This is a genomic window from Delftia acidovorans NBRC 14950, assembly GCF_001598795.1.
GTDB classification, from domain to species: Bacteria; Pseudomonadota; Gammaproteobacteria; order Burkholderiales; family Burkholderiaceae_C; genus Comamonas; species Comamonas acidovorans.
This window is the reverse complement of the sequence record NZ_BCZP01000003.1, coordinates 193,351-217,340: the sequence shown is the minus strand read 5'-3', so window position 1 is coordinate 217,340 and position 23,990 is coordinate 193,351. Positions and strand designations below refer to the sequence as shown.

16 protein-coding genes are annotated in these 23,990 nt (G+C 68.4%); 12 read left to right on the top strand and 4 right to left on the bottom strand.

Features of this window, described 5'->3' with window-relative positions:
• The first annotated feature begins 41 nt into the window (after nt 1–41).
• Nucleotides 42–1,124 (top strand): TRAP transporter substrate-binding protein, encoded by a 1,083-nt coding sequence (locus DA1_RS05370; RefSeq protein ID WP_012204166.1) that lies wholly within the window; start codon nt 42–44, stop codon nt 1,122–1,124.
• Between the two features lie 282 nt (nt 1,125–1,406).
• Complete coding sequence (locus DA1_RS05365; protein WP_034391287.1) at nt 1,407–2,486, top strand: TRAP transporter substrate-binding protein; 1,080 nt, start codon at nt 1,407–1,409, stop codon at nt 2,484–2,486.
• 146 nt (nt 2,487–2,632) lie between these two features.
• Here the strand turns inward: DA1_RS05365 and DA1_RS05360 are convergent, their stop codons facing one another.
• The 3 genes from DA1_RS05360 to DA1_RS05350 all read right to left on the bottom strand — a co-directional run bounded on the left by DA1_RS05360 (nt 2,633) and on the right by DA1_RS05350 (nt 6,431).
• Complete coding sequence (locus DA1_RS05360; protein ID WP_034391290.1) at nt 2,633–4,462, bottom strand: TRAP transporter large permease; 1,830 nt, start codon at nt 4,460–4,462, stop codon at nt 2,633–2,635.
• 17 nt (nt 4,463–4,479) lie between these two features.
• Entirely contained in the window at nt 4,480–5,088 is a 609-nt protein-coding gene (locus tag DA1_RS05355) for a TRAP transporter small permease subunit (RefSeq protein ID WP_034391292.1), read from the bottom strand.
• 176 nt (nt 5,089–5,264) lie between these two features.
• Entirely contained in the window at nt 5,265–6,431 is a 1,167-nt protein-coding gene (locus DA1_RS05350; protein ID WP_034391295.1) for a helix-turn-helix domain-containing protein, read from the bottom strand.
• Between the two features lie 268 nt (nt 6,432–6,699).
• Here DA1_RS05350 and DA1_RS05345 point away from each other — a divergent pair, with 268 nt between their 5' ends.
• From DA1_RS05345 to DA1_RS05315, 7 genes are all read left to right on the top strand, one after another.
• A complete protein-coding gene (locus tag DA1_RS05345) occupies nt 6,700–7,176 on the top strand; it encodes a (2Fe-2S)-binding protein (protein ID WP_013803615.1) in 477 nt (158 codons plus the stop codon).
• Nucleotides 7,177–7,205: 29 nt separating this feature from the next.
• Complete coding sequence (locus DA1_RS05340; protein WP_034391298.1) at nt 7,206–9,596, top strand: xanthine dehydrogenase family protein molybdopterin-binding subunit; 2,391 nt, start codon at nt 7,206–7,208, stop codon at nt 9,594–9,596.
• 10 nt (nt 9,597–9,606) lie between these two features.
• Nucleotides 9,607–10,398, top strand: coding sequence for an FAD binding domain-containing protein (locus DA1_RS05335; RefSeq protein WP_034391301.1), 792 nt, complete (start codon nt 9,607–9,609; stop codon nt 10,396–10,398).
• 172 nt (nt 10,399–10,570) lie between these two features.
• Nucleotides 10,571–11,512 carry an AAA family ATPase gene (locus DA1_RS05330; protein WP_034391304.1) on the top strand — a complete coding sequence of 314 codons (942 nt, stop codon included), beginning with the start codon at nt 10,571–10,573 and terminating at the stop codon, nt 11,510–11,512.
• Nucleotides 11,509–12,765 (top strand): vWA domain-containing protein, encoded by a 1,257-nt coding sequence (locus DA1_RS05325; RefSeq protein WP_034391306.1) that lies wholly within the window; start codon nt 11,509–11,511, stop codon nt 12,763–12,765. Before DA1_RS05330 ends, DA1_RS05325 begins: the two co-directional genes overlap by 4 nt.
• Nucleotides 12,766–12,803: 38 nt before the next feature.
• On the top strand, nt 12,804–13,535 hold the full coding sequence (locus DA1_RS05320) for an SRPBCC family protein (RefSeq protein WP_034391308.1): 732 nt from the start codon (nt 12,804–12,806) through the stop codon (nt 13,533–13,535).
• A 256-nt stretch (nt 13,536–13,791) separates the two neighbouring features.
• Nucleotides 13,792–14,862 carry an XdhC family protein gene (locus DA1_RS05315; protein WP_034391311.1) on the top strand — a complete coding sequence of 357 codons (1,071 nt, stop codon included), beginning with the start codon at nt 13,792–13,794 and terminating at the stop codon, nt 14,860–14,862.
• On the opposite strand, the gene DA1_RS05310 is transcribed toward DA1_RS05315, so the two are convergent.
• Nucleotides 14,859–15,245: a nuclear transport factor 2 family protein gene (locus tag DA1_RS05310; RefSeq protein ID WP_034391312.1), complete on the bottom strand. Its 387-nt coding sequence runs from the start codon at nt 15,243–15,245 to the stop codon at nt 14,859–14,861. The genes DA1_RS05315 and DA1_RS05310 overlap by 4 nt on opposite strands.
• Nucleotides 15,246–15,666: 421 nt before the next feature.
• On the opposite strand from DA1_RS05310, the gene DA1_RS05305 reads away from it, so the two are divergent.
• From DA1_RS05305 to DA1_RS05295, 3 genes are all read left to right on the top strand, one after another.
• Complete coding sequence (locus tag DA1_RS05305; RefSeq protein ID WP_034391314.1) at nt 15,667–17,283, top strand: efflux RND transporter periplasmic adaptor subunit; 1,617 nt, start codon at nt 15,667–15,669, stop codon at nt 17,281–17,283.
• A gap of 46 nt (nt 17,284–17,329) precedes the next feature.
• Complete coding sequence (locus DA1_RS05300) at nt 17,330–20,461, top strand: MdtB/MuxB family multidrug efflux RND transporter permease subunit (protein WP_034391316.1); 3,132 nt, start codon at nt 17,330–17,332, stop codon at nt 20,459–20,461.
• Nucleotides 20,462–20,806: 345 nt separating this feature from the next.
• Nucleotides 20,807–23,968, top strand: a complete 3,162-nt coding sequence (locus DA1_RS05295) for a multidrug efflux RND transporter permease subunit (protein ID WP_034391318.1) — start codon at nt 20,807–20,809, stop codon at nt 23,966–23,968.
• Nucleotides 23,969–23,990 lie beyond the last annotated feature (22 nt).

Sequence of the window (23,990 nt, the reverse complement as noted above, 5' to 3'; positions counted from 1 at the left end):
GGCTTTTTCTGACTGACACAACACATCGCGGAGAGACATTCATGGACCGTCGTTCGATCATCAAACATGCGGGAATCGCTGGCGTGCTGGCTGTGGGAGCCGCACCCGCAGTCCATGCCCAGGAGGCGATCCGCTGGCGTCTGGCTGCGAGCTTTCCCAAGTCGCTGGACACCATCTTCGGCTCGGCCGAAATGTTCTCCAAGACGCTGAAGGCGATGTCGGGCGGCAAGTTCGAAGTCTCGGTGCATGCGGCCGGTGAGCTGATGCCCGCCTTCGGCGTGGTCGACGGCATCCAGAACGGCACCATCGAGATGGCGCTGACGGCGCCCTATTACTTCACCGGCAAGGACTACATCTTCGCCTTCGGCTGCGCCGTGCCCTTCGGCCTGACCGCCCGCCAGATGGATGCCTGGATGGAGCACGGCGGCGGCCGCAAGCTCATGGACGAGTTCTATGCTCAGTACAACATCAAGAGCCAGAGCGCCGGCAACACGGGCACCCAGATGGGCGGCTGGTTCCGCAAGGAAATCAAGTCGGTGGCCGATCTCAAGGGCCTGAAGATGCGCCTGGGCGGCGGCCTGTTCGGCGACGCCATGCTCAAGCTTGGCGTGGTCGCCCAGAACATGCCCGTGGGCGAGGTCTACCAGGCGCTTGAAAAGGGCACGCTGGATGCCGTGGAATTCGTGGGCCCCTACGACGACCAGAAGCTGGGCTTCAACAAGGTCGCTCCCTACTACTACTACCCCGGCTGGTGGGAAGGCGGCGCCGAGCTGGAGTTCTTCATCAACACCAAGGCGTATGCGGCCCTGTCGCCCGAGTACAAGGCCATGGTCGATGCAGCCTGCAACGTGGCGGCACGCGACATGACGGCCAAGTACGACGCCAACAACCCCGTGGCGCTCAAGAAGCTGGTGGCCGACAAGACCCAGCTCAAGGCCTTCCCCAAGGACTTCATGGACGCCGGCTACAAGGCCGTCATGGAGATCATGGCCGAGCATGACGCCAAGTCGCCCATGTTCAAGAAGATCAACCAGAGCCTGCGCACCTTCCAGCGCGACCAGCTGCTGTGGGAGCGCTTCTCGGAGTTCCGCTACAACAGCTACATGACCACGGCCAAGCTGTAAGGCCAGATCTCCAGCCAGCAGCACGCACAAGGACGGTCCATGCCTTCCAAGCCTGCAGGCCAAGCCCGCGTCCCCTCTGCGAAATGCAGCGGGGACGGCGGGCTTTTTTGCCGCCGGGCCGCCCCAAGGCAAAAAGCGGCCCCCTTGGGGGGCAGCGGACCTTGCGCAGCAAGGGTAGCGTGGGGGCTTTTTTGTTCCGATGATGTATGTGGGCCGGGCTGCCAAGAGCAGTCCGGCCTTTTTTGAATGCTCTCAAGCAGAGCGAACCAGGAGGAGACAGTGATGGACAGAAGAAAAGCACTCAAGCACGCCGGTCTGGCCGGTGTGTTGACTGCCGCAGCGGCACCGGCCGTTCACGCGCAGGCGGCAATACGCTGGCGCCTGGCGTCGAGCTTCCCGCGCTCGCTGGACACCATCTACGGCTCGGCCGAGGTGTTCTCCAAGGCGATCAAGGAGATGTCGGGCGGCAAGTTCGAGGTCTCGGTGCATGCGGCCGGCGAGCTGATGCCTGCCTTCGGCGTGGTCGATGGCGTGCAGAACGGCACGGTGGAGATCGCGCACACGGCGCCTTACTACTTCTTTGGCAAGAATGAGGCCTTCGCCATTGGCGGCGCCATTCCGTTCGGCATGAACTCGCGCCAGCTCACGGCGTGGATCGTGGACGGCAACGGCGGCAAGCTGATGCGCGAGTTCTATGCCGAATACGGCATCGTCAACTTCCTGGGCGGCAACACGGGCGCCCAGATGGGGGGCTGGTTCCGCAAGGAGGTGAAGACACCCGAGGACATCAAGGGCCTGAAGTTCCGCATCGGCGGCTTCGCGGGCCGGATCATCGAGCGCATGGGCGGCGTGCCCCAGAACATCCCGGGCGGCGAAATCTACCAGGCGCTGGAAAAGGGCACCATCGATGCGGCCGAATGGATCGGCCCCTATGACGACCTCAAGCTGGGATTCAACAAGGTCGCTCCTTTCTACTACTACCCCGGCTGGTGGGAAGGCAGCCTGAACCTCGAGTTCTACGTGAACCAGAAGGCGCTGGCCGCGCTGACGCCCGAGCAGCGCGCCATGGTGCAGGCCGCCTCGCACGAGGCCCATGTGGTCACCCAGGCCCGCTACGACGCGCGCAATCCCGGCGCGCTCAAGCAACTGGTGGCCAGCAAGGCCAAGGTGCTGGCCTTCCCGCAGACCGTGCTCGATGCTTCCTACAAGACCACCATGGCGGTCTATGCGGAGCTGGCCGAGAAAAATCCTGCGTGGAAGAAGATCTACGGCGACTACCGCAACTTCCAGCGCGACGAGGTGCTGTGGTTCCGCTTTGCCGAGGCGCGCTACGACGCCTTCATGTCGGCGCAAAAGCTGTGAAGTCGCGGCGCCCTCGGGCGTCATGCGGGAAAGCCGGGCACTGCCCGGCTTTTTTCATGGGCGCAGGGGACCGGCGCACGCCGGGGCCCGAACGAAAAAAGGCCCCGCGGTTGCGGGGCCTTTGCTGTCCTTGAGGGAGCTTGCGATCAGCTGCCGGACTTGCTCTCGCCCGGCGTGGCCGGTTGCTCGCGCTGCAACTGGTCCTGCAGCGCCTTGAGTGCATCGTCCTCGCTGCCCGGGGCCGAAGGCTCGCCAGGCGTTGCTCCGGGGGCAGGCGACTGGTTCGCGCCGTCGCCGTTGAACATGGGGTCGTTGAAGTCGATGGCCTCGGGCATGGATGCCTCCATCTCCTGGCGCACCTTGTCCAGGTCGTACTCCACCTTCTTGTCCAGCCCGCTGGAGACGATGCCGGGGAAGATGATGATCAGGGCCACCATGAACAGCTGCAGCACCACGAAGGGAATGGCACCTGCATAGATCTGCATGGTGGTCACGGGCTCGGTCATCTTCTTGGTGACCTTGTCCACGTAGGCCTTGGCGGGGGCCACGCTGCGCAGGAAGAACAGCGCGAAGCCGAAGGGCGGGTGCATGAACGAGGTCTGCATGTTCACGGCCAGCAGCACGCCGAACCAGACCAGGTCGATGCCCAGCTTGTCGGCCACGGGGGCCAGCAGCGGCACGACGATGAAGGACAGCTCGAAGAAGTCCAGGAAGAAGGCCAGCACGAAGATCATGATGTTGACCACGATCAGGAAGCCGATCTCGCCGCCGGGCAGGGACACCAGCAGTTCCTCCACCCACTTGGGGCCGTCCACGCCCTGGAAGGTCAGGCCGAACATGGTCGCGCCGATCAGGATGAACATCACGAAGCACGACAGCTTGGTGGTGGACATCAGCGCCTGCTTGAGCAGGTCCATGTTCAGGCGGCCGCGAGCGAAGGCCATGATGGCCGCGCCCAGCGCGCCCATGGCGCCGCCTTCGGTGGGGGTTGCAACGCCCAGGAAGATGGTGCCCAGCACCAGGAAGATCAGCAGCAGCGGCGGGATCAGCACGAAGGTCACGCGCTCGGCCATGCGGCTGAGCAGGTGCAGGCCCGTGAGCTTGTTGAACATGGCGGCGATGAAGGCCAGGGCCACGCCGAAGCACATGGACACCACGATGGTCTCGTCCAGAGCGACCTTCTCCACCACCTCGCCGGACCACCAGGTGTGCAGCTGGGGCATGTACTGTCCCACCACGATGGAGGCGGCCACGCACAGCAGCGTCAGCACCAGGGTGGAAGGCAGGCCGGAATTGCCATTGGGCTCGCGCAGCGTGCGCGCCTCGGGCGGCAGGGCGGGCACCATGGCGGGCTTGAAGATGGCCAGCACGACGATGAACAGCGCATAGCAGCCCGTCAGCATCAGGCCCGGCAGGAAGGCGCCCTTGTACATGTCGCCCACGCTGCGGCCCAGCTGGTCGGCCAGCACGATCAGCACCAGGGATGGCGGAATGATCTGCGCCAGCGTGCCGGAGGCCGCGATCACGCCCGAGGCCACCCGGCGGTCATAGCCGTAGCGCATCATGATGGGCAGGGAGATCAGGCCCATGGAGATCACCGATGCCGCGACCACGCCCGTGGTCGCCGCCAGCAGCGCACCGACGAAGATCACCGCAAAGGCCACGCCGCCGCGCACGGGGCCGAAGAGCTGGCCCACGGTCTCCAGCAGGTCCTCGGCCATGCCGCTTCGCTCCAGTATCAGCCCCATGAGGGTGAAGAACGGTATGGCCAGCATCGTCTCGTTCTGCATGATGCCGAAGATGCGCAGCGGAAGGGCCTGCAGCAGGGCTTCGGGCAGCACGCCCAGTTCGATGCCGACAAAGGCGAAGAACAGGCCGCAGGCGCCCAGGCTGAATGCCACGGGAAAACCCACGAGCAGGAAAAGTATCAGCCCCGCGAACATGATCGGGGCCAGGTTGTGGATTACGAATTCCATGATGTCTGTTTCCCCGATCAGGCGCTTTGCCCGCTTTTGTCCTTGGCACCTGCCAGCCCGCGCAGGGCGTCGGCCAGGTCTTCCTCGGCGGTCTTCTCGCCCTTCTTGGCCGTGGGATCGTCGATCAGGCCCTTCAGGAAAGCGATGCGCTTGATCAGCTCCGACATGCCCTGCAGCAGCAGCAGCCCGAAGCCGATGGGGATCATCAGGTAGACGGGCCAGCGCACCAGGCCGCCTGCGTTGCCCGACATCTCGCCGGTCTGCATGGCCTGGATCACGAAGGGCGTGCCGAACCACAGGATGGCCAGCGCCATGGGGGTCAGGAAGAAGACGAAGCCGAAGATGTCGATCCAGATCTGCGTGCGCTTGGACAGGCGGCTGGCGATCACATCCACCTTCACATGCTCGCCCTGCAGCAGCGTGTAGCCGGCGGCCAGCAGGAAAGAGGCCGCGAACAGGTACCACTGCACTTCGAGGTAGGCGTTCGAGCTGGTGTGCAACACCTTGCGCACGATGGCATTGATGCCGCTGATGACCGTGGAGGCCAGGATCAGCCAGATAAGCCATCGCCCGACCAGGCTGTTGAGCCAGTCGACCCCCCTTGAGAATTTGAGCAAAGCCTGCATGGTGTCTCCAAAAAGTAGGCTGTATTGGGTCCGTCGCCGTACGCCAGCCTGTAGGCCGGCGCGCAGCGCTCTTGTCGGCGCATGGACCAAAGCCGTCGATTCTACGGAGACCCGACCGCCACAGGCGGCCTGCTCCCCCTAAAAGAAATCCGTGTGAACCCGAGGAAACGTCCCGTTCAAGTGGTGGTGTGTGGCTTGCGGGCCCCCAGTTTGCGGTACAGCGTGGCGCGGCTGATGCCCAGCGCGCGGGCGGCCCGGGTCACATTGCCCTGGGCGTCCTGCAGTGCCTGCTCGATCAGCACGCCCTCGCTGGCGCGCAGCGGGCTGGGCTGGGCGGCTGTGGCCAGCGCTGCCGTGCCCAGCGCGGGCAGCAGCTGGCGCAGCTGGGGGCCGGGCTGCACCAGGGCCTGCAGCCGCAGGCCCGACCACAGCGGCAGGCGCAGCGGCTCGTTGGGGCGCTGGCGTGCATGGTCCACCAGCGCCGTCCAGGGCATGGCCAGCAGTTCGCTGCAGTGCAGCGGCTGGCCCGGCAGCGATAGCGGCTGGGGCACGAGCTGGCGGGCCAGGGTATTGCTGCCCGCCACATGCCCTTCGGCGTCCACGGCCAGCAGGCCTTCGCCCTCCTGGCCCAGCGGCCCGCCGGGCCAGTTCAGGTGCAGCAGCAGGGCATGGGGCAGGGCGCGCAGCAGCCGGTCCTCGATGGCGCGGGCACAGCGCAGCGCCAGGTGCATGAGTTCGGGCCGCTCCGGCACATCCACGCCCGTGATGTCCAGCATGCCCAGGCAGCTCCCGTCCGGGCCGGACAGCGGCGCACCCGCGCAGCTGTAGTGGCGGTTGGCCTCGAAGAAATGCTCGGCCCGGTGCAGCCAGACGGGGCTGTGCTCGGCCAGGGCCGCGCCAATGGCCGTGGTGCCCACGCCCTGCTCGGACAGGTCCACGCCCACGCGGGCAATGGCCTGCACGCGGATGTCGCTGCGCTCCAGCGGCCCCTGCACCTCCAGCACCGTGCCGCGTGCATCGGTCAGGAGGCTGAAGTAGTGCATGGCGCCCACCGCGCCCACCAGCTGGGCCATCACGGGGCGAGCGGCCTGCAGCAGCATCTCATGGCCATCACGGGTCTGGCGCAGCGCATGCGGCCCCAATGCTTCGTAGACCACGCGCTCGTCCGGGCGGCGGCCTGCCGCCAGGCAGCGCTGCCAGGAGCGCCACAGCCAGGGTGCGATGCCGGGCGGTGAACCGGCCAGCGCCTGATCGCCGAAAACCAGGCTGCGGGCCCGGGCGACCTGCTGGTGGCGCGGATCGGCGGGGCAGGGCTGCGCGGCGTCGGGGCTCAGGGCGAACATGGGGCGGGAACTCCTGTGGCTGGCTGGCAAGGGATTGCGAACGGGCTGGCAGGCGGGCACGGTCGAAGCCGGGGCGCGCAGGCGCAAGCGGTGCGGGCTGCGGCTGCGGTGACGACTGTGTCATTTTGAGAATATCCGCGCCGCCCGGCCCGGGCTTGCGGGTCAACCCTAGAACGGGCGCCTGCGGGCAGGGCGACCATGGCAGGCGAGGTTCCCGGCGTTCCCCCACGTTCCAGATCACCGCCGATCACAGGCAGGAGACAGCACGATGAATGTCCAGCTCACCGTCAACGGGCGCGCGCAGCGCATTGATGTTCCTCCCAACACCTTGCTCGTGCATGCGCTGCGCGAGCACCTGCGCCTGACCGGCACGCATGTGGGCTGCGACACCAGCCAGTGCGGGGCCTGCACCGTCATCGTCGACGGCCACGCCGTCAAGTCCTGCGCCATGCTGGCCGTGCAGGCCGAAGGCTGCGAGGTGCGCACCATCGAAGGGCTGGCGGATATCGACGGCGGCCTGCACCCCATGCAGGCGGCCTTCAAGGAGTGCCACGGCCTGCAATGCGGCTTTTGCACGCCGGGCATGGTCATGAGCGCCGTGGACCTGTGCCAGCGCCAGCCGTGCGCGGGCGATCGCGAGATCCGCGAGGCGCTGGAGGGCAACCTGTGCCGCTGCACGGGCTACCAGAACATCGTGGCCGCCGTGAAAAAGGGCAGCCAGGCCATGGCAGGGCCTGCGGCCTGAGCGCCGCAGGTCACCACAAGGAGACAGCCATGGGTGCATCCGACTTTTCCAAGCTCCCCCACATCGGCGAGCCCGTCAAGCGCAAGGAGGACTACCGCTTCCTCACGGGCGCGGGCCAGTACACCGACGACATCGCGCTGGCCGCCCAGGCCCATGCGGTGTTCGTGCGCTCGCCGCACGCGCATGCGCGTGTGCGCTCCGTTTCCACCGATGCGGCCAGGGCCGCGCCCGGCGTCATCGGCGTGCTCACGGGCGCCGACGTGGCGGCCGACAAGATCAACGGCCTGCCCTGCGGCTGGCTGATCACCAGCACCAACGGCGAGCCCATGAAGGAGCCGCCGCATCCCATCCTGGCGCTGGACACGGTGCGCTACGTGGGCGACCAGGTCGCCATGGTCGTGGCCGAGACGCTGGAGCAGGCACGCGACGCGGCCGAGCTGGTGGAGGTGGACTACGACCCGCTGCCCGCCGTGGTGCTGGTGGCCGACGCGGCGGCCGGCAGCGTGCCCGGCGCGGTGGTGCACGACATCGCCCCCGACAACCACTGCTACAAATGGGCCATCGGCGACAAGGCCGCCGTGGATGCGGTGTTTGCGGGCGCCGCCCACGTCGCCCAGCTGGACCTGGTCAACAACCGGCTGATCCCCAACGCCATGGAGCCGCGCGCGGCCATCGGCAGCTACAGCCGCGCCAATGACGAGTACACGCTGTACGTGGCCAACCAGAACCCGCACGTCGAGCGGCTGTTGATGACGGCCTTCGTCATGGGGCTGCCCGAGCACAAGGTGCGCGTGATCGCGCCCGACGTGGGCGGCGGCTTCGGCTCCAAGATCTTCCTGTATGCCGAGGATGTCTGCCTGACCTGGGGGGCGCGCAAGCTCAATCGTTCCATCAAGTGGACGGCAGACCGCAGCGAGTCCTTCCTCACCGACGCCCATGGCCGCGACCATGTCAGCCATGCCGAGATGGCCATGGACGCCAGCGGCAAGTTCCTGGCCATGCGCGTGCACACGGATGCCAACCTGGGCGCCTACCTGAGCACCTTCGCCAGCGCCGTGCCCACCATCCTCTATGCCACCTTGCTGGCGGGCCAGTACGCCACGCCCCAGGTCTATGTGGAAGTCGATGCCTGGTTCACCCACACCGCACCCGTCGATGCCTACCGGGGCGCGGGCCGGCCCGAGGCCACCTACCTGCTGGAGCGCCTGGTCAGCCGCTGCGCCTGGCAGCTGAACCTGACCCAGGCCGAGATACGGCGGCGCAACTTCGTCACCAGCTTCCCCTACCAGACGCCCGTGGCCCTGCAATACGACGTGGGCGACTATGGCGCCTGCATGGACAAGGCCGAGGCCCTGGCCGACGTGGCCGGCTTTGCCGCGCGCCGTGCCGACAGCGAGGCGCGGGGCCTCAGGCGCGGCCTGGGCTACAGCAGCTACATCGAAGCCTGCGGCCTGGCGCCCAGCAACATCGCGGGCGCCCTGGGCGCGCGGGCAGGCCTCTTCGAATGCGGCGAGGTGCGCGTGCACCCCACGGGCAGCGTCACCGTGTTCACGGGCTCGCACAGCCATGGCCAGGGGCACGAGACCACCTTTGCCCAGGTGGTGGCCGCTCGCCTGGGGATACCCGTGGAGAACGTGGACATCGTCCACGGCGACACGGGCCGTGTGCCCTTCGGCATGGGCACCTATGGCTCGCGCTCCATCAGCGTGGGCGGCGCGGCCATCATGAAGGCGCTGGACAAGATCGAGGCCAAGGCCAAGAAGATCGCAGCCCACCTGATGGAGGCCAGCGACGCCGACATCGACTTCGCGGGCGGCGAGTTCACGGTGCGCGGCACCGACAAGAAAATCCCCTTCGCCCAGATCGCGCTCACCGCCTATGTGCCGCACAACTACCCGTTGGACAAGCTGGAGCCCGGCCTCAACGAAACCGCCTTCTACGACCCCACCAACTTCACCTTCCCCGCAGGCACCTACATCTGCGAGGTCGAGGTGGACCCGGCCACGGGCGTGGTGCGCGTGGACCGCTTCAGCGCCGTGGACGACTTCGGCACCATCATCAATCCCATGATCGTCGAAGGCCAGGTGCACGGCGGCGTGGCCCAGGGCATAGGCCAGGCGCTGATGGAAAACTGCGTCTACGACCGCGAGACCGGCCAGCTGCTCACTGGCAGCTTCATGGACTACGCCATGCCGCGCGCCGACGACTTCCCCGAATTCAAGCTCGGCACCGTCTGCACGCCCTGCACGCACAACCCGCTGGGCACCAAGGGCTGCGGCGAGGCGGGGGCCATAGGCTCGCCGCCCGCCGTCATCAATGCCGTGCTCGACGCACTGCATCCCCTGGGTGTCAGGGACCTGGACATGCCGGCCAGCCCGCACCGTGTCTGGTCGGCCATCGACGCCGCAGCCACCTCCTGAGGAGAGCGCCATGTACGCATTCACCTATGAAGCCCCGGGCACCACGGCCGACGCCGCCGCGCTGGCCGCGCAGGGCGGCCAGTACCTGGCCGGCGGGCAAAGTCTGCTGCCATCGATGCGCCTGCGCCTGGCGCGGCCCGAACAGATCGTGGACCTGAACCGCGTCCAGGGCCTGGCCGGCATCGCCGTCAACGGCCAGACCGTGGAAATCCGCGCCATGACGCGCCATGCCGACGTGGCCGCCAACCCGCAGGTCCAGGCCGCCATCCCGGCCCTGGCCGAGCTGGCCGGCGGCATCGGCGACCGCCAGGTGCGTGCGCGCGGCACCATCGGCGGCTCGCTGGCCAACAACGACCCCGCTGCCTGCTACCCCAGCGCCGTGCTGGGCCTGGGCGCCACCGTCGTCACCGACCGGCGCGAGATCGCGGCCGACGACTTCTTCCAGGGCATGTACACCACGGCGCTGGGCAGCGGCGAGCTGATCACGGCCGTGCGCTTTCCCGTGCCGAAGAAGGCCGCCTACCTCAAGTTCAAGCAGCCCGCCTCGCGCTTCGCCCTGGTGGGCGTCTTCGTCGCCCAGACCGACGGCGGCGTGCGCGTGGCCATCACGGGCGCCGGGCTCAGCGTGTTCCGCCATGCGGGGCTGGAGGCCGCGCTCAACCAGAGCTTCACGCCCGACGCGGCTGCCCAGGTGCTGATCGACCATGCCGACCTCAACAGCGACCTGCATGCCAGCGCGCGCTACCGGGCGCAATTGATCAGCGTGCAGACGCAAAGGGCTGTCTCTCAAATGTTGGGGTGACTATGGTGACCCCCTGAGTCGCTTCGCGCCTTCCCCCTGGAAGGGGGGCATACGGGCAGCCGGCGACACCCTCGGTGCGGGGCGGCCCTTCCTCGGTGTCCCTGAGTTGGATTGCGCCAGTTTTGCGCAGCGCAGACGAAGCGCAGTTCCATGACGATTGGATAAGGACTGAATGAAGGTTCCCGAGCAAGCCATTGCCTCCATAGACGCCCTGGTCGCCGCGCTGCAGGCCGAAGGCTATTTCGCCGACCGGCGCCTGGCCACGGCCGTCTTCCTGGCCCTGCGGCTGCAGCGGCCGCTGCTGCTGGAGGGCGAGCCCGGCGTGGGCAAGACCGCGCTGGCCCAGGCGCTGGCACGCGTGCTGGCGCGCCGCCTGATCCGGCTGCAGTGCTATGACGGCATGGAGCAGCGCGAGGCGCTGTATGAATGGAACTACGCGGCCCAGCTGCTGCACCTGCGTGCGGCCGAGCTGGCCTCGGCGCAGCCCGCGGCCGCACCGCAGCAGGACCGACTGCAGCGCGCCGAGCAGGAGGTGTACCAGGAGCGCTATCTGGTAAGCCGCCCGTTGCTGCAGGCCCTGCAGCAGCCCGAGCCCGGCGCCGTGCTGCTGATCGACGAGATCGACCGTGCCGACGAGCCCTTCGAGGCCTTCCTGCTCGAGTACCTGGGCGAGTACCAGGTCAGCATTCCCGAGCTGGGCACGGTGGCGGCGCGCGTGCCGCCCGTGACCGTGCTCACCAGCAACCGCACGCGCGACCTGCACGACGCCGTCAAGCGCCGCTGCCTCTACCACTGGCTGGACTATCCCGGGCGCGAGCGCGAGCTGGCCATCGTGCGCGCCCTGGTGCCCGGGGCCGGGCAGGCCCTGACCGCCCAGGTGGCGAGCTTCGTGGGACGGCTGCGCAGCCAGCCCTTTGCCGACGCCTTCCAGCGCGTGCCCGGCATTGCCGAAAGCGTGGAATGGGCCAAGGCCCTGGTGGCGCTGGACACCCTGGTGGTCGATCCCGAAGTCGTGCACGACACGGCCGGCATCCTCTTCAAGCAGCGCGAGGACGTGGCCGCGCTCACGCCTGAGCGGCTGCAGCAACTGCTGGCGCCGGAGCCCGCGCCGTGACGGCTGGTGCAGCCGGTGCAGCCGGTGCCGCCGATGGGGGCGAGCGCACCAGCTGGCTGGGCGATGCGCGCAGCGGCAAGCTCGCCGGCAACCTGGTCGGCTTTGCGCGTGCGCTGCGCCGTGCGGGCGTGCCCGTGGATGGCGGGCGCATGGCGCTGGCCCAGCAGGCCCTGTCCCTGGTCGGCCTGGCGCGCGAGGACATGGCCGCAGCGCTGGAGGCCGTATTTGTGAGCAACGCCCAGGACCGCGCCGTGTTCCGCGAACTGTTCGACGCCTACTTCCGCAATCCCGATGTGGCCCGGCAACTGCTGGCCCAGTTGCTGCCGCAGGCGCCCCGGCCGTCCGCGCCGCGCCACCGCCCGCGCGTGCAGGAAGCGCTGTCGCCCCGCCAGGCAGGCGAGGGCAGGGCCGCCGTCGATGAAGAGCTGAAGCTGGACGCCGCCATGACGGCCAGCGAGCGCCACCGCCTGCGCCATGCCGACTTCAACCAGCTCAGCGCCAGCGAATACCTGCTGGTGCAGCGCCTGGCCCGGGACATTGCCCTTCCCTTGCCCCGCTACCGCAGCCGCCGCACGCGCACCGGCCAGCGCGGCGCGGTGCCCGACTGGGCTGCCAGCCTGCGTGCGGCATCGCACCATGGCGGCGAAATGCTGCAACTGCTGCGGCGCGAACGCCGGCGCCTGCCGCTGCCCTGGCTGGCCCTGGTCGATGTCTCGGGCTCCATGGAGCGCTATGCGCGGCTGTTGCTGGCCTTCCTGCACGCGGCCACCAGCACGCAGCGCCATGCGGGCCTGCGCCGCCAGGTCTTCAGCTTCGGCACCGAGCTGCGCGACCTGGGCCCGGCCTTTGCCCAGGCCGATACAGACGCCATGCTCGAGCGCGCCAACGCCGCCATTGCCGACTTTGGCGGCGGCACGCGCCTGGGCAGCAGCCTGGGCGAACTGCGCCGCCTGCATGCGCGCCACCGGGTTTCAGGCCTGGTGGGCCGGCGCACCCTGGTGCTCATCATCAGCGACGGCCTGGACACCGGCGATGCCGCCGAGCTGGACCGCGAACTGGCCTGGCTGCGCCGCCACAGCGCGCGGCTGCTGTGGCTCAACCCGCTGCTGCGCTTTGACGGGTATGCCCCACTGGCCCAGGGGGCGGCCGTGCTGCATCGTCATGCCCATGCCATGCTTGCGGTACACAACCTGGAATCGCTGCAGCAACTGGCCGGTCACCTGGCGCGGCTGCTGGCGGTGCCAGGCCGCTGAGCCGCTTGCGGCCACCCCCATCGCAGAAAGGAATTGCCATGGAAATGCAAGCCAGCCGTTCCCTTGCCGTCAGCCAGCAGCAGGCCTGGGAGGCGCTCAACGATCCCGAAACGCTCAAGGCCTGCCTGGCCGGCTGCGACCGCTTCGAACCCCTGGGCGATGACCAGTACGCCGTGGGCATGGCGGTCAAGGTGGGGCCGGTATCGGCCAAGTTCAGCGGCAAGGTCACGCTGTCCGACATCACGCCGCCCGAGCGCTACCGCATCGCCTTTGAAGGCCAGGGCGGCGTGGCCGGCTTCGGCAAGGGCGAGGCCGACGTCACCCTCACCCCCGAGCCCGATGACGCCGCAGGCCAGCCGCGCTGCCTGCTCAGCTACAGCGTGCAGGCCCAGGTCGGCGGCAAGATCGCCCAGCTGGGCCAGCGGCTGATCGACGGCGCCGCGCGCAACATGGCCGACGACTTCTTCGCGCGATTCGATACGCTGATGCAGCAGCGCCACCCGCGCGCGCCGGCAGCGCCTGCCGATGCAGGCGACACCGCCGACCTGTCCCACCTGCCTGCCGGCCTGGCCGATGAAACCGGCCACATCGAGCCCACCGTGGACGCCCAGGCCTGGGAGCACGACGCCGCAGCCGGCGTGGCCACGCCGCTGGATGCCGCACCGGCCACCGAGGCCGAGGAACGCTCGCGCCGCGCCATCCCGCTGTGGTGCTGGGGGCTGGCCGTCGTCGTCGTTCTCGGGGCTGGCTGGCTGCTCTCGCGGTACTAGGGCGCTCCCCCTGAGCGGCTGCGCCGCTTCCCCCTCTCTCTCGCTTCGCGGGAGGGGGACGACGCCCTCGCCGCGAGGCGGCTCTTGCTCGGCGTCTCTGGCCTCAGATTTGTTGTGGCTTCTATGCTTCGCCCTGCGCTACCAAGCCCTTTTTACATGCTGCTGCACCCTTCTTGATGCAGAGAGACAATAGCCGCCGAAAAACGCCAGGCGCCCAGCTGCACAGGCAAGCCAGGTGCCGGCGTGGAGATTTGCAATGGAAAACCTGGATGTTCATGTTCTGCGCCACCTCGCGCAATGGCGCGCTCAGGGCGAGCGCGCGCTGCTGGCCACGGTGGTGCGTACCTGGGGCTCGTCGCCCCGGCCCATCGGCTCCATCATGGCCCTGGGGGCCTCGGGCGCCGTGGTCGGCTCCGTGTCCGGCGGCTGCATCGAGGACGACCTGATCGCCCGCTACAGCCACGCCTCGGATGCCGACGCCCTGCGCGACGGCGCGCCCCGGCTGCTGCGCTACGGCGTCAGCGCCGACGAGGCCCACCGCTTCGGCCTGCCCTGCGGCGGCACGCTGGAGCTGCTGCTCGAATTCAATCCCGACGCTGCTGCGCTGCAGCAACTCGTGCGATGGCTGGACGAAGGCCGCATGGTGCGGCGCACCGTGGACAAGGCCACGGGCCAGGTCGCCCAGCAGGTCAGCGACGCGCCCGAGCCGCTGGTGCATGCCGGGCAGCAGGTCGCCAACAGCTTCGGGCCCGAGTACCGGATGCTGCTCATCGGCGCAGGCCAGCTGTCCGAATACCTGGCCACCATGGCGCTGTTCAACGGCTTTGCGGTCACCGTCTGCGACCCGCGCGAGGAATACAGCCGCCACTGGAGCGTGGCCGGCGTGCAGCTGTCGCGCGAGATGCCCGACGACCTTGTGCGCACCATGCGCGCCGATGCGCGCACCTGCATCATCGGCCTCACGCACGACCCCAAGCTCGACGACCTGGCCCTCATGGAAGCCCTGGAATCCCCGGCCTTCTACGTCGGCGCCATCGGCTCGCGCCGCAACACCGCCCTGCGCCTGCAGCGCCTGAGCGAGCACTTCGGCCTGGGCGACGCGCAGCTGGCACGCCTGCGCGGCCCCATCGGCCTGTACATAGGCAGCAAGACCCCGCCCGAAATCGCCGTCAGCATCATGGCCGAGGTCCTGGCCGCCAAGAACGGCGTGGCCCTGCCACGCGGCATGACCGTGGAAGAAGGCAAGCTCGCCGCCGCCCAGCCCCCGCAGCCGCTGGAGGATGACGGGCCAGAGGGCATTACGCCGCTGGTGTGCGGGGTGGGTTAGACCACCGCATGGAAGGCCTTGTTGGCAATCTTCCAGCCGGCCTCGGTCTTGAGCAGCACGAAGTAGTCGATGAAGGTGATGGCGCCGTGCACCAGGGTGATCTTGGCGCTGGCCGCCGTGCCGCCGATGTCGATGGCGTCGATGCTGCGGCGGCGCGTGGCCTCGTCGGCGGCGGGCTGGCCCTTGAAGCGGGCGCAGTAGGTGTCGATGTCCCAGGAGGTCAGCGGGCCTTCGCGCACGCTTTCGATGCGGGCGGTGGGCATGAAGGCGGCGCGCATGTGGGCGCTGTTGTCCTCGGCATGGCCGCGCATGTACAGCTCCAGCGGCACGCGCACGGCGGCTTCTTCGGAATGGTCGGTCAGGCGTGGGTTGGCAGTCGTCATGGTGTTCTCCTGGGACGGATGGATGGCGGCCTGCGCTTGCAGGCCTGCGGCCGCGCATCGTAGCCACAAGCGCGGGGGGCAGTCCAACCGGGGGCGAGGCGCGGGCCGCGCCGGGGTGCAGTGCAATGCCTTGTTTTCAATGGACTTTTCGGTTCATGCGCCCCGCATTGGCCGTGCCTGGGTCAACAGTGTTTTGAGCGCCGTGCCCTGTCTGAGACCCTGCCGACGGGTGCTCGACCTGTTCCGAAAACGACCATGTCAGAGCGGGTAAAGCCGGGGTAAAGCGGGGGTAATGCCTGCGTAAAACGGCGATCTGCCTCGTTTTGGAGAGCATGGGACTGGCTACCATAGCCGCATCCGCCGCCGTTCCCTGTTCTGGGGCCGGACCCACGGTTTCCTCCCACGACTTCCCGCAGTGACCATGAAACGCCTGTCAAGCAGCCCCTTTGTTGCAGATGCCCACGGCGTACGCCAGCGCGGCCGGGTACGGCCCGCCCTGATGTGGGGCGTGGTGGCACTGGCCCTGGTGGCGGGGGGCGGGCTGTGGTGGTGGAACAAGCGGGCGCCGGCGCAGGGCGAGCAGGCCTCGGCCGGTGCACCCGGCCCGGGTGGCGGGCGTGCGGGAGGCGGCCGGCGCGGCCCCGGCGGGCCGGGTGGGCCTGGCGGCCCCGGCGCCATGGGTGCCCAGGCGCAGCCGGTGTCCGTGGGCGTGGTGGAGCGGCGCGACATGCGCGTGCTGATCAGCGCCATCGGCACCATGAACCCTCGCGCCACGGCCGTGGTGCGCGCCAAGGTGTCGGGCGAGTTGCTGCGCCTGCATTTCAAGGAAGGCGACGAGGTCAAGGCCGGCCAGCTGCTGGCCGAGATCGATCCGCGCAGCTTCCAGGCCAGCTTCAACCAGATCCAGGGCACGCTGCAGCGCGACCAGGCGCTGCTCAAGAACGCCCAGCTGGACCTGCAGCGCTACAAGGAGCTGCAGGCCCAGGATTCCATTGCCGGCCAGCAGGTCGATACCCAGGCTGCGCTGGTGCGCCAGTACCAGGGCACGGTGGCCGCCGACCAGGCCCAGGCCGATGCGGCCAAGCTGCAACTGAGCTACACGCGCATCACGGCGCCCATTGCGGGCCGGCTGGGCCTGCGCCAGGCCGACCGGGGCAATGTGGTCAATCCTTCGGATGCCAACGGCATCGTCACCATCACCCAGGTCAAGCCCATCGACGCGGTGTTCTCCGTGCCCGAGGCCCATGTGGGCACGCTGGCACGGCGCCTGGCCGAGGGGCGCGAGCTGCCCGTGGAGTTGTGGGACCGGGACCTGAAGCAGCAACTGGGGCGCGGCCGCCTCAATGCGGTGGACAACAGCATCGACATCGCCACCGGCACCATCAAGGCCAAGGCCGCTTTCGACAATGCCGAGGGCCGCCTGTTCGCCAACCAGTTCGTCAATGTCAAGCTGGAAGTGGACCGGCTGGAGCAGGCGCTGACCGTGCCGACCACGGCCGTGCAGAACAACTACGTCTACCTGGTCCAGGAGGATGGCACGGTGACGCAGCGGCGCATCGCCGTGGGCGTGACCGATGGCGACAGGGTGAGCGTGAAGGGCGAACTCAAGTCCGGCGAGCAGGTGGTGGTCGATGGCATTGACCGCCTGCGCGAAGGCGCCAAGGTCACGGTGATCGAGCCCGATAAGGTGCAGAAGGTGGACCAGGCCGTGCAGGATGCCTCCGGCCAGCCGCGCGGCATGCGCAATCTGCCGCCCGATGTGCGCGCCAAGCTGGCGACCATGAACCCCGACGAGCGCAAGGCCTACCTGCAGAAGCTGCGTGCCGAGCGCGGTGGGCAGCGCAATGGGGGTAACGGTGGCAGTGGCGGCAATGGCGGCAACGGCGGCAACGTGACCGCGCCGGCGGCCGAAGGCTCCGCGCCCGCAGGCCAGTCGCCGGCACCGTCGCCCGGATCGCCCCAGCCTTCGCCCGGCCCGGCACCTGCCGCGCCCTCTGCGCCTGCTGCCCCGGCGGCTCCCGCTCCGGCCGGGCGCTGAGCAGCGCCCCGGCACCTGAAGACTGCAAGCCCTTCCAGGCGGCCCCATGAATCTTTCCCGCATCTTCATCCTGCGACCCGTCGCCACATCGCTGCTGATGGTGGCGGTGCTGATCGCCGGCCTGCTGGCCTACCGGCTGTTGCCGATCTCGGCCCTGCCCGAGGTGGACTACCCCACCATCCAGGTCACCACGCTGTACCCCGGTGCCAGCCCCGACGTGATGACCTCCAACGTCACGGCGCCGCTGGAGCGCCAGCTGGGCCAGATGCCGGGGCTGTCGCAGATGTCGTCCACCAGCTCGGGCGGCGCCTCGGTGATCACGCTGCGCTTTGCGCTGGACATGGCCATGGACGTGGCTGAGCAGCAGGTGCAGGCCGCCATCAACGCGGGCTCCAACCTGCTGCCCAGCGACCTGCCCATGCCCCCGCTGTACAGCAAGGTCAACCCGGCGGACGCGCCCATCCTCACGCTGGCCATCACCTCGCCCTCGCTGCCGGTGATCCGCGTCAATGACCTGGTGGAGAACCGGCTGGCGCCCAAGCTCTCGCAGGTCAACGGCGTGGGCCTGGTGGCGATTGCCGGCGGGCGCCGGCCTGCCGTGCGCATCCAGGCCAACCCGACGGCGCTGGCCGGCCTGGGCATGACGCTGGACGATGTGCGCACCGCCATTGCCGCCGCCAACGTCAAGCAGGCCAAGGGCGGCTTCGACGGCCCGGCGCGCGCCTCCACCATCGATGCCAATGACCAGCTGCAGTCGGCGGCCGAGTACCGCAACCTCATCATCGCCTTCAAGAACGGCCTGCCCGTGCGCCTGTCCGACATCGCCCAGACCGTGGACGATGCCGAGAACACGCGCCTGGCCGCCTGGGCCGGCACGCCCGAAGGCGGTTCGCGCGCGGGCGTGATCCTCAACATCCGGCGCCAGCCCGGCGCCAATGTGATCGAGACGGTGGACCGCATCAAGGCGCTGCTGCCCCAGCTCAAGGAGACCCTGCCGGCCTCGCTGGACGTGCAGGTGCTGACCGACCGCACGGTGACTATCCGCGCCTCGGTCAACGACATGCAGCTGGAGCTGATGCTGGCCATCGCCCTGGTGGTGGCGGTGATCTTCGTCTTCCTGCGCAGCGCCTCGGCCACGCTGATCCCGAGCTTTGCCGTGCCGCTGTCGCTGATCGGCACCTTCGGCGTGATGTACCTGGCCGGCTTTTCCATCAACAACCTCACGCTGATGGCGCTGACGATCTCCACCGGCTTCGTGGTGGACGATGCCATCGTGATGATCGAGAACATCGCGCGCTTCGTGGAAAAGGGCGAGCCGCCCATGCAGGCCGCGCTCAAGGGCGCCAAGCAGATCGGCTTCACCATCATCTCGCTGACGATTTCGCTGATCGCCGTGCTGATCCCGCTGCTGTTCATGGGCGACGTGGTGGGGCGGCTGTTCCACGAGTTCGCCATCACCATGGCGGTGGCCATCCTGATCTCGGCCGTGGTCTCGCTGACGCTCACGCCCATGCTGTGCGCACGGCTGCTGCGCCACCAGCCCGAAGGGGCCGAGGAAGAGCGGCATGGCCGCCTGTACCACGCCACGGGCCGTTTCTTCGACCGCACCATTGCCGGCTACGGCCGCATCCTCACCTGGGTGCTGGACCGCCGGGGCCTGACCTGGATCGTCTTCCTGGCCACGCTGGCCGTGACCGTGCTGCTGTACTTTGCCGTGCCCAAGGGCTTCTTCCCGGACCAGGACACGGGCACCATCCAGGCCACGACCGAGGCCGACCAGTCCATCTCCTTTGCCGCCATGGCCGAGCGCCAGCAGGCCCTGGCCGAGCTGCTGCTCAAGGACCCGGCCGTGCAGAGCATCTCGTCCTTCATCGGCGTCGATGGCAGCAACACCACGCTGAACACGGGCCGGCTGCTGATCGACCTCAAGCCCCACGGCCAGCGCGATGGCGTGCCCGCCGTGCTGCGCCGCTTGTCCGACGATGCGCTGCAGATCCCGGGCATACGCCTGTACGCCCAGCCCGTGCAGGACCTGACCATCGAGGACCGCGTGGCGCGCACCCAGTACCAGCTGCTGATGTCCTCGCCCGACATGGCGCAGCTGACCACCAGCACCCAGGCCCTGGTCGAGCGCATGCACGACCTGCCCGAGCTGGTGGACGTGGGCAGCGACCTGCAGAACCAGGGCCTGCAGGCCTTCGTGCAGATCGACCGGGCCCAGGCCAGCCGGCTGGGCGTGACGGTCTCGGCCATCGACACGGCGCTGTACAACGCCTTCGGCCAGCGGCTGATCTCCACCATCTTCACGCAGTCCAACCAGTACCGCGTGGTGCTGGAAGTGGCGCCGCAGTTCAAGATCGGGCCCGAGTCGCTGCAGGCCATCTATGTGGCCTCCAGCGCGGGCGCGCCCGTGCCGCTGTCCTCGGTGGCCACGGTCAGCGAGCGGCCCATGGCCCTGGCCGTGAACCATGTGGGCCAGCTGCCCGCCGCCACCATCTCGTTCAACACCGCGCCCGGCGTGTCGCTGGGCCATGCGGTCAAGGCCGTGCAGGATCTGATGGCACAGCTGCGCACCGAGGGCCATATGCCGCTGTCGGTGGACGCCGCCTTCCAGGGCGCGGCCCTGGCCTTCCAGGCCTCGCTGTCCAACACGCTGCTGCTGGTGCTGGCGGCCGTGATCACCATGTACATCGTGCTGGGCGTGCTCTATGAGAGCACCATCCACCCGGTGACCATCCTGTCCACGCTGCCCTCGGCCGGCGTGGGCGCGCTGCTGGCCCTGCTGCTGGCGGGGCTGGACCTGGACATCATCGCCATCATCGGCATCGTGCTGCTGATCGGCATCGTCAAGAAGAACGCGATCATGATGATCGACTTCGCGCTGGAGGCGCAGCGCGAGGAGGGGCATACGCCGCGCGAGGCCATCTACCAGGCCTGCCTGCTGCGGTTCCGGCCTATCCTGATGACGACTTTGGCGGCTTTGCTGGGGGCTTTGCCGTTGATGCTGGGGACGGGGGTGGGCAGTGAGTTGCGGCATCCGTTGGGGGTGACGTTGGTGGGGGGCTTGCTGGTGAGTCAGTTGCTGACTCTGTTCACTACTCCGGTGATCTATCTGACTTTTGAGGGGTGGGCGCAGAGGTGGCGGGATCGTTCTTCTCGGGAGCGCGTTCATGCCTGAGCTTGCGCTCTTGTCTTGGCTGGCGCCGCTGGCCGGGTCTCGGCCCGGCAGCCGACCTACTTTCTTGCCTCGCAGCAAGAAAGTAGGCAAAGAAATGCGCCCCACTGCCCGCGACCCCTTCGCTTCGCTGCGGGGCCACCTGCGTCGTGGCGCTTGCGGGGTTCGCCGTGAAACTCACTTCGCGCTGGCGCGCTGCGTTCAGACAATCACGGCGAGTCAGATGACGAAGCAGTCCTGTCCTTCGGCAGGACTGCAACCCCGCAAGCACCACGACGCAGGCGCGGGCAGAAGGGGAGGTTGCTCGGGCCATCGCTTCGCTCGGCCTGGGATTTTTGGGGCTGGATCATGAGCCAGCTTTCCAATCTCTCGGCGCCGTTCATCTTCCGGCCCATTGCCACCATGCTGATGACCATCGGCCTGGCGCTGGCGGGGGCGGTGTCGTATTTCCTGCTGCCGGTGGCGCCGCTGCCGCAGGTGGACTATCCGACGATTTCGGTGTCGGCCAGCCTGCCTGGTGCAAGCCCCGACACGATGGCTGCCACGGTGGCGACGCCGCTGGAGCGGGCGCTGGGGGCGATTGCGGGGGTCAATGAGATCACGTCCAGCTCCAGCCTGGGCAGTACGCGCATCACGCTGCAGTTCGATCTGTCGCGCACGGTGGACAGCGCGGCGCGCGATGTGCAGGCCGCCATCAATGCGGCGCGCACGCTGCTGCCTTCGGGCATGCCGGGCAATCCTACGTATCGCAAGGTGAATCCGGCCGATGCGCCGATCATGATCCTGGCGCTGACGTCCAGCGCGCTGACGCGCGGGCAGATGTATGACGCGGCGTCCACCGTGCTGGCGCAGAAGCTCTCGCAGGTGGAGGGCGTGGGCCAGGCGTCCATCAGCGGCGGGGCGCTGCCGGCCGTGCGGGTGGAGCTGGACCCGGTGAAGCTGGCGGCCAATGGCGTGTCGCTGGACCAGGTGCGTACCGCCATTTCGGCCACGAATGCCAACCGGCCGCTGGGCGCGGTGGAGCGCGAGGACCATTACTGGCAGGTGACCGCCAATGACCAGGCGCGCGTGGCGGCCGACTATGCGCCGCTGGTGCTGCGCTGGAGCAATGGCAATGCGATCCGGCTGCAGGACGTGGCCGATGTCACGGATTCGGTGCAGGACGTGCGCAACTACGGCGTGGCCAATGGCAAGCCCGCCATCCTGCTGCAGATCTTCAAGCAGCCGGACGCCAACATCCTGGAGGCCGTGGCGCGCGTGCGCTCTTTGCTGCCGCAGCTCAAGGCGTCCATTCCCGAGGCCATCGATCTGACCATCGTGTCCGACCGCACGCCCACGCTGCGTGCCTCGGTGGTGGAGGTGGAGCGGGCGCTGGTGATCGCCGTGGCGCTGGTGATCCTGGTGGTGTTCCTGTTCCTGCGCAATGGCCGGGCCACGCTGATTCCGGCCGTGGCCGTGCCGGTGTCGCTGGCGGGCACGTTCGGCGTGATGTACCTGGCCGGCTATACGCTGGACAACCTGTCGCTGATGGCGCTGACCGTGGCCACGGGCTTTGTGGTGGACGATGCCATCGTGGTGCTGGAGAACGTGATGCGCCACATGGAGCGCGGCAAGACCGCGCTGCGCGCGGCGCTGGACGGGGCGCGCGAGATCGGGTTCACCGTGGTGTCCATGAGCCTGTCGCTGATCGCGGTGTTCGTGCCCATCCTGTTCATGGGCGGCATCGTGGGGCGGTTCTTCCGCGAGTTCGCGGTGGTGATGTCGGCGGCGATTCTGATCTCGATGGTGGTGTCGCTGACCACCACGCCCATGATGTGCGCGGCGCTGCTGCGGCCACAGCGCGTGCCGCAGCCGGGCCGGCCGCGCAACGGCCTGCAGCGCGCCTGGGACCGCTTCGGCGCCTGGGTGGGCCGGGCCGAGCGGCGTGCCATGTCCGGCTACCGCGCAAGCCTGGCCTGGTGCCTGCGCCACCAGCCGCTGGTGCTGCTGGTGCTGGCCGGCGTGGTGGCGCTGAACGTGCACCTGTACATGGCCATCGACAAGGGTTTCATGCCCAGCCAGGACACGGGCCGCGTGATGGGCTTCATCCGGGCCGACCAGTCCACCTCCTACCAGGCCATGGAGCAGCGGCTCAAGCGCTTCCTGTCCATCGTGCAGGAAGACCCGGCCGTGGAGTACGTGACGGGCTTCACGGGCGGCGGCCAGCGCAATGCGGCCAACATGTTCATGTCGCTCAAGCCGCTGGCCGAGCGCAAGGTGTCTTCCGACGAGGTGATCAACCGCCTGCGCGACAAGCTCAAGAACGAGCCCGGCGCGCGGCTGTTCATGGTCACGCAAAGCGATATCCGCATCGGCGGGCGGCAAAGCTCGGGCTCGTACGACTACACGCTGCAGGCCGACGACATCCAGGACCTGCGCACCTGGGAGCCGCGCATCCGCCAGGTGCTGTCGCAGCTGCCCCAGCTCACGGACGTCAACAGCGATGTGTCCGACTTCGGCCTGCAGACCTCGCTGGTGATCGACCGCGACGCGGCCACGCGCCTGGGGCTGACGGTGGCGCAGATCGACGGCACGCTCAACAACGCCTTCGGCCAGCGCCAGGTGGGCGTGATCTACAACCCGCTCAACCAGTACCGCGTGGTGATGGAGGCCGCGCCCCGCTACCTGCAAAGCCCAGAGACGCTGCGCGGTTTCTTCTTCGTGAACAACCAGGGCGTGCAGGTGCCGCTGACCTCGTTTGCGCGCATCACCACCACCAATACGCCGCTGTCCGTGAACCACGACCGGGGCACGCCGGCCAGCACCATCAGCTTCAGCCTGGCCGAGGGCGTGGCGCTGTCGGACGCCAGCGACGCCATCCGCGCGGCCGTGGCCGAGCTGGGCGTGCCCGTGTCGGTGCGCGGCAGCTTCAGCGGCACGGCCGGGGCCTTCCAGCAGGCGCTGTCCGGGCAGCCGCTGCTGATCCTGGCGGCCATCATCACCATCTACCTGGTGCTGGGCGTGCTCTATGAGAGCCTGGTGCATCCGCTGACCATCCTGTCCACGCTGCCCTCGGCCGGCGTGGGCGCGCTGATGGCGCTGATGCTGTTCAAGACGGAGTTCTCGCTGATCGCGCTGATCGGGGTGATATTGCTGATCGGCATCGTCAAGAAGAACGCCATCATGATGATCGACTTCGCGCTGGAGCGGCAGCGCGCCGGCCATGCCACGGCCGCCCAGGCCATCTACCGCGCCTGCGAGCTGCGGCTGCGCCCCATCCTCATGACCAGCCTGGCGGCCATCTGCGGCGCACTGCCGCTGGCCCTGGGCCGGGGCGATGGCGCCGAGCTGCGCCAGCCGCTGGGCATTGCCATCGTGGGCGGCCTGATGCTGAGCCAGCTGCTCACGCTCTACACCACGCCCGTGGTCTATGTGCTGCTGGACAGGCTGCGCCAGCGTGTCATGGGCCTGCGTGGCCGCGTGCAGGGCAAGGACCGCGGCACCCCTGTGCCCGCCGCATCACCCCAGTGAACCGAATTCGAAAGCCCAAGGC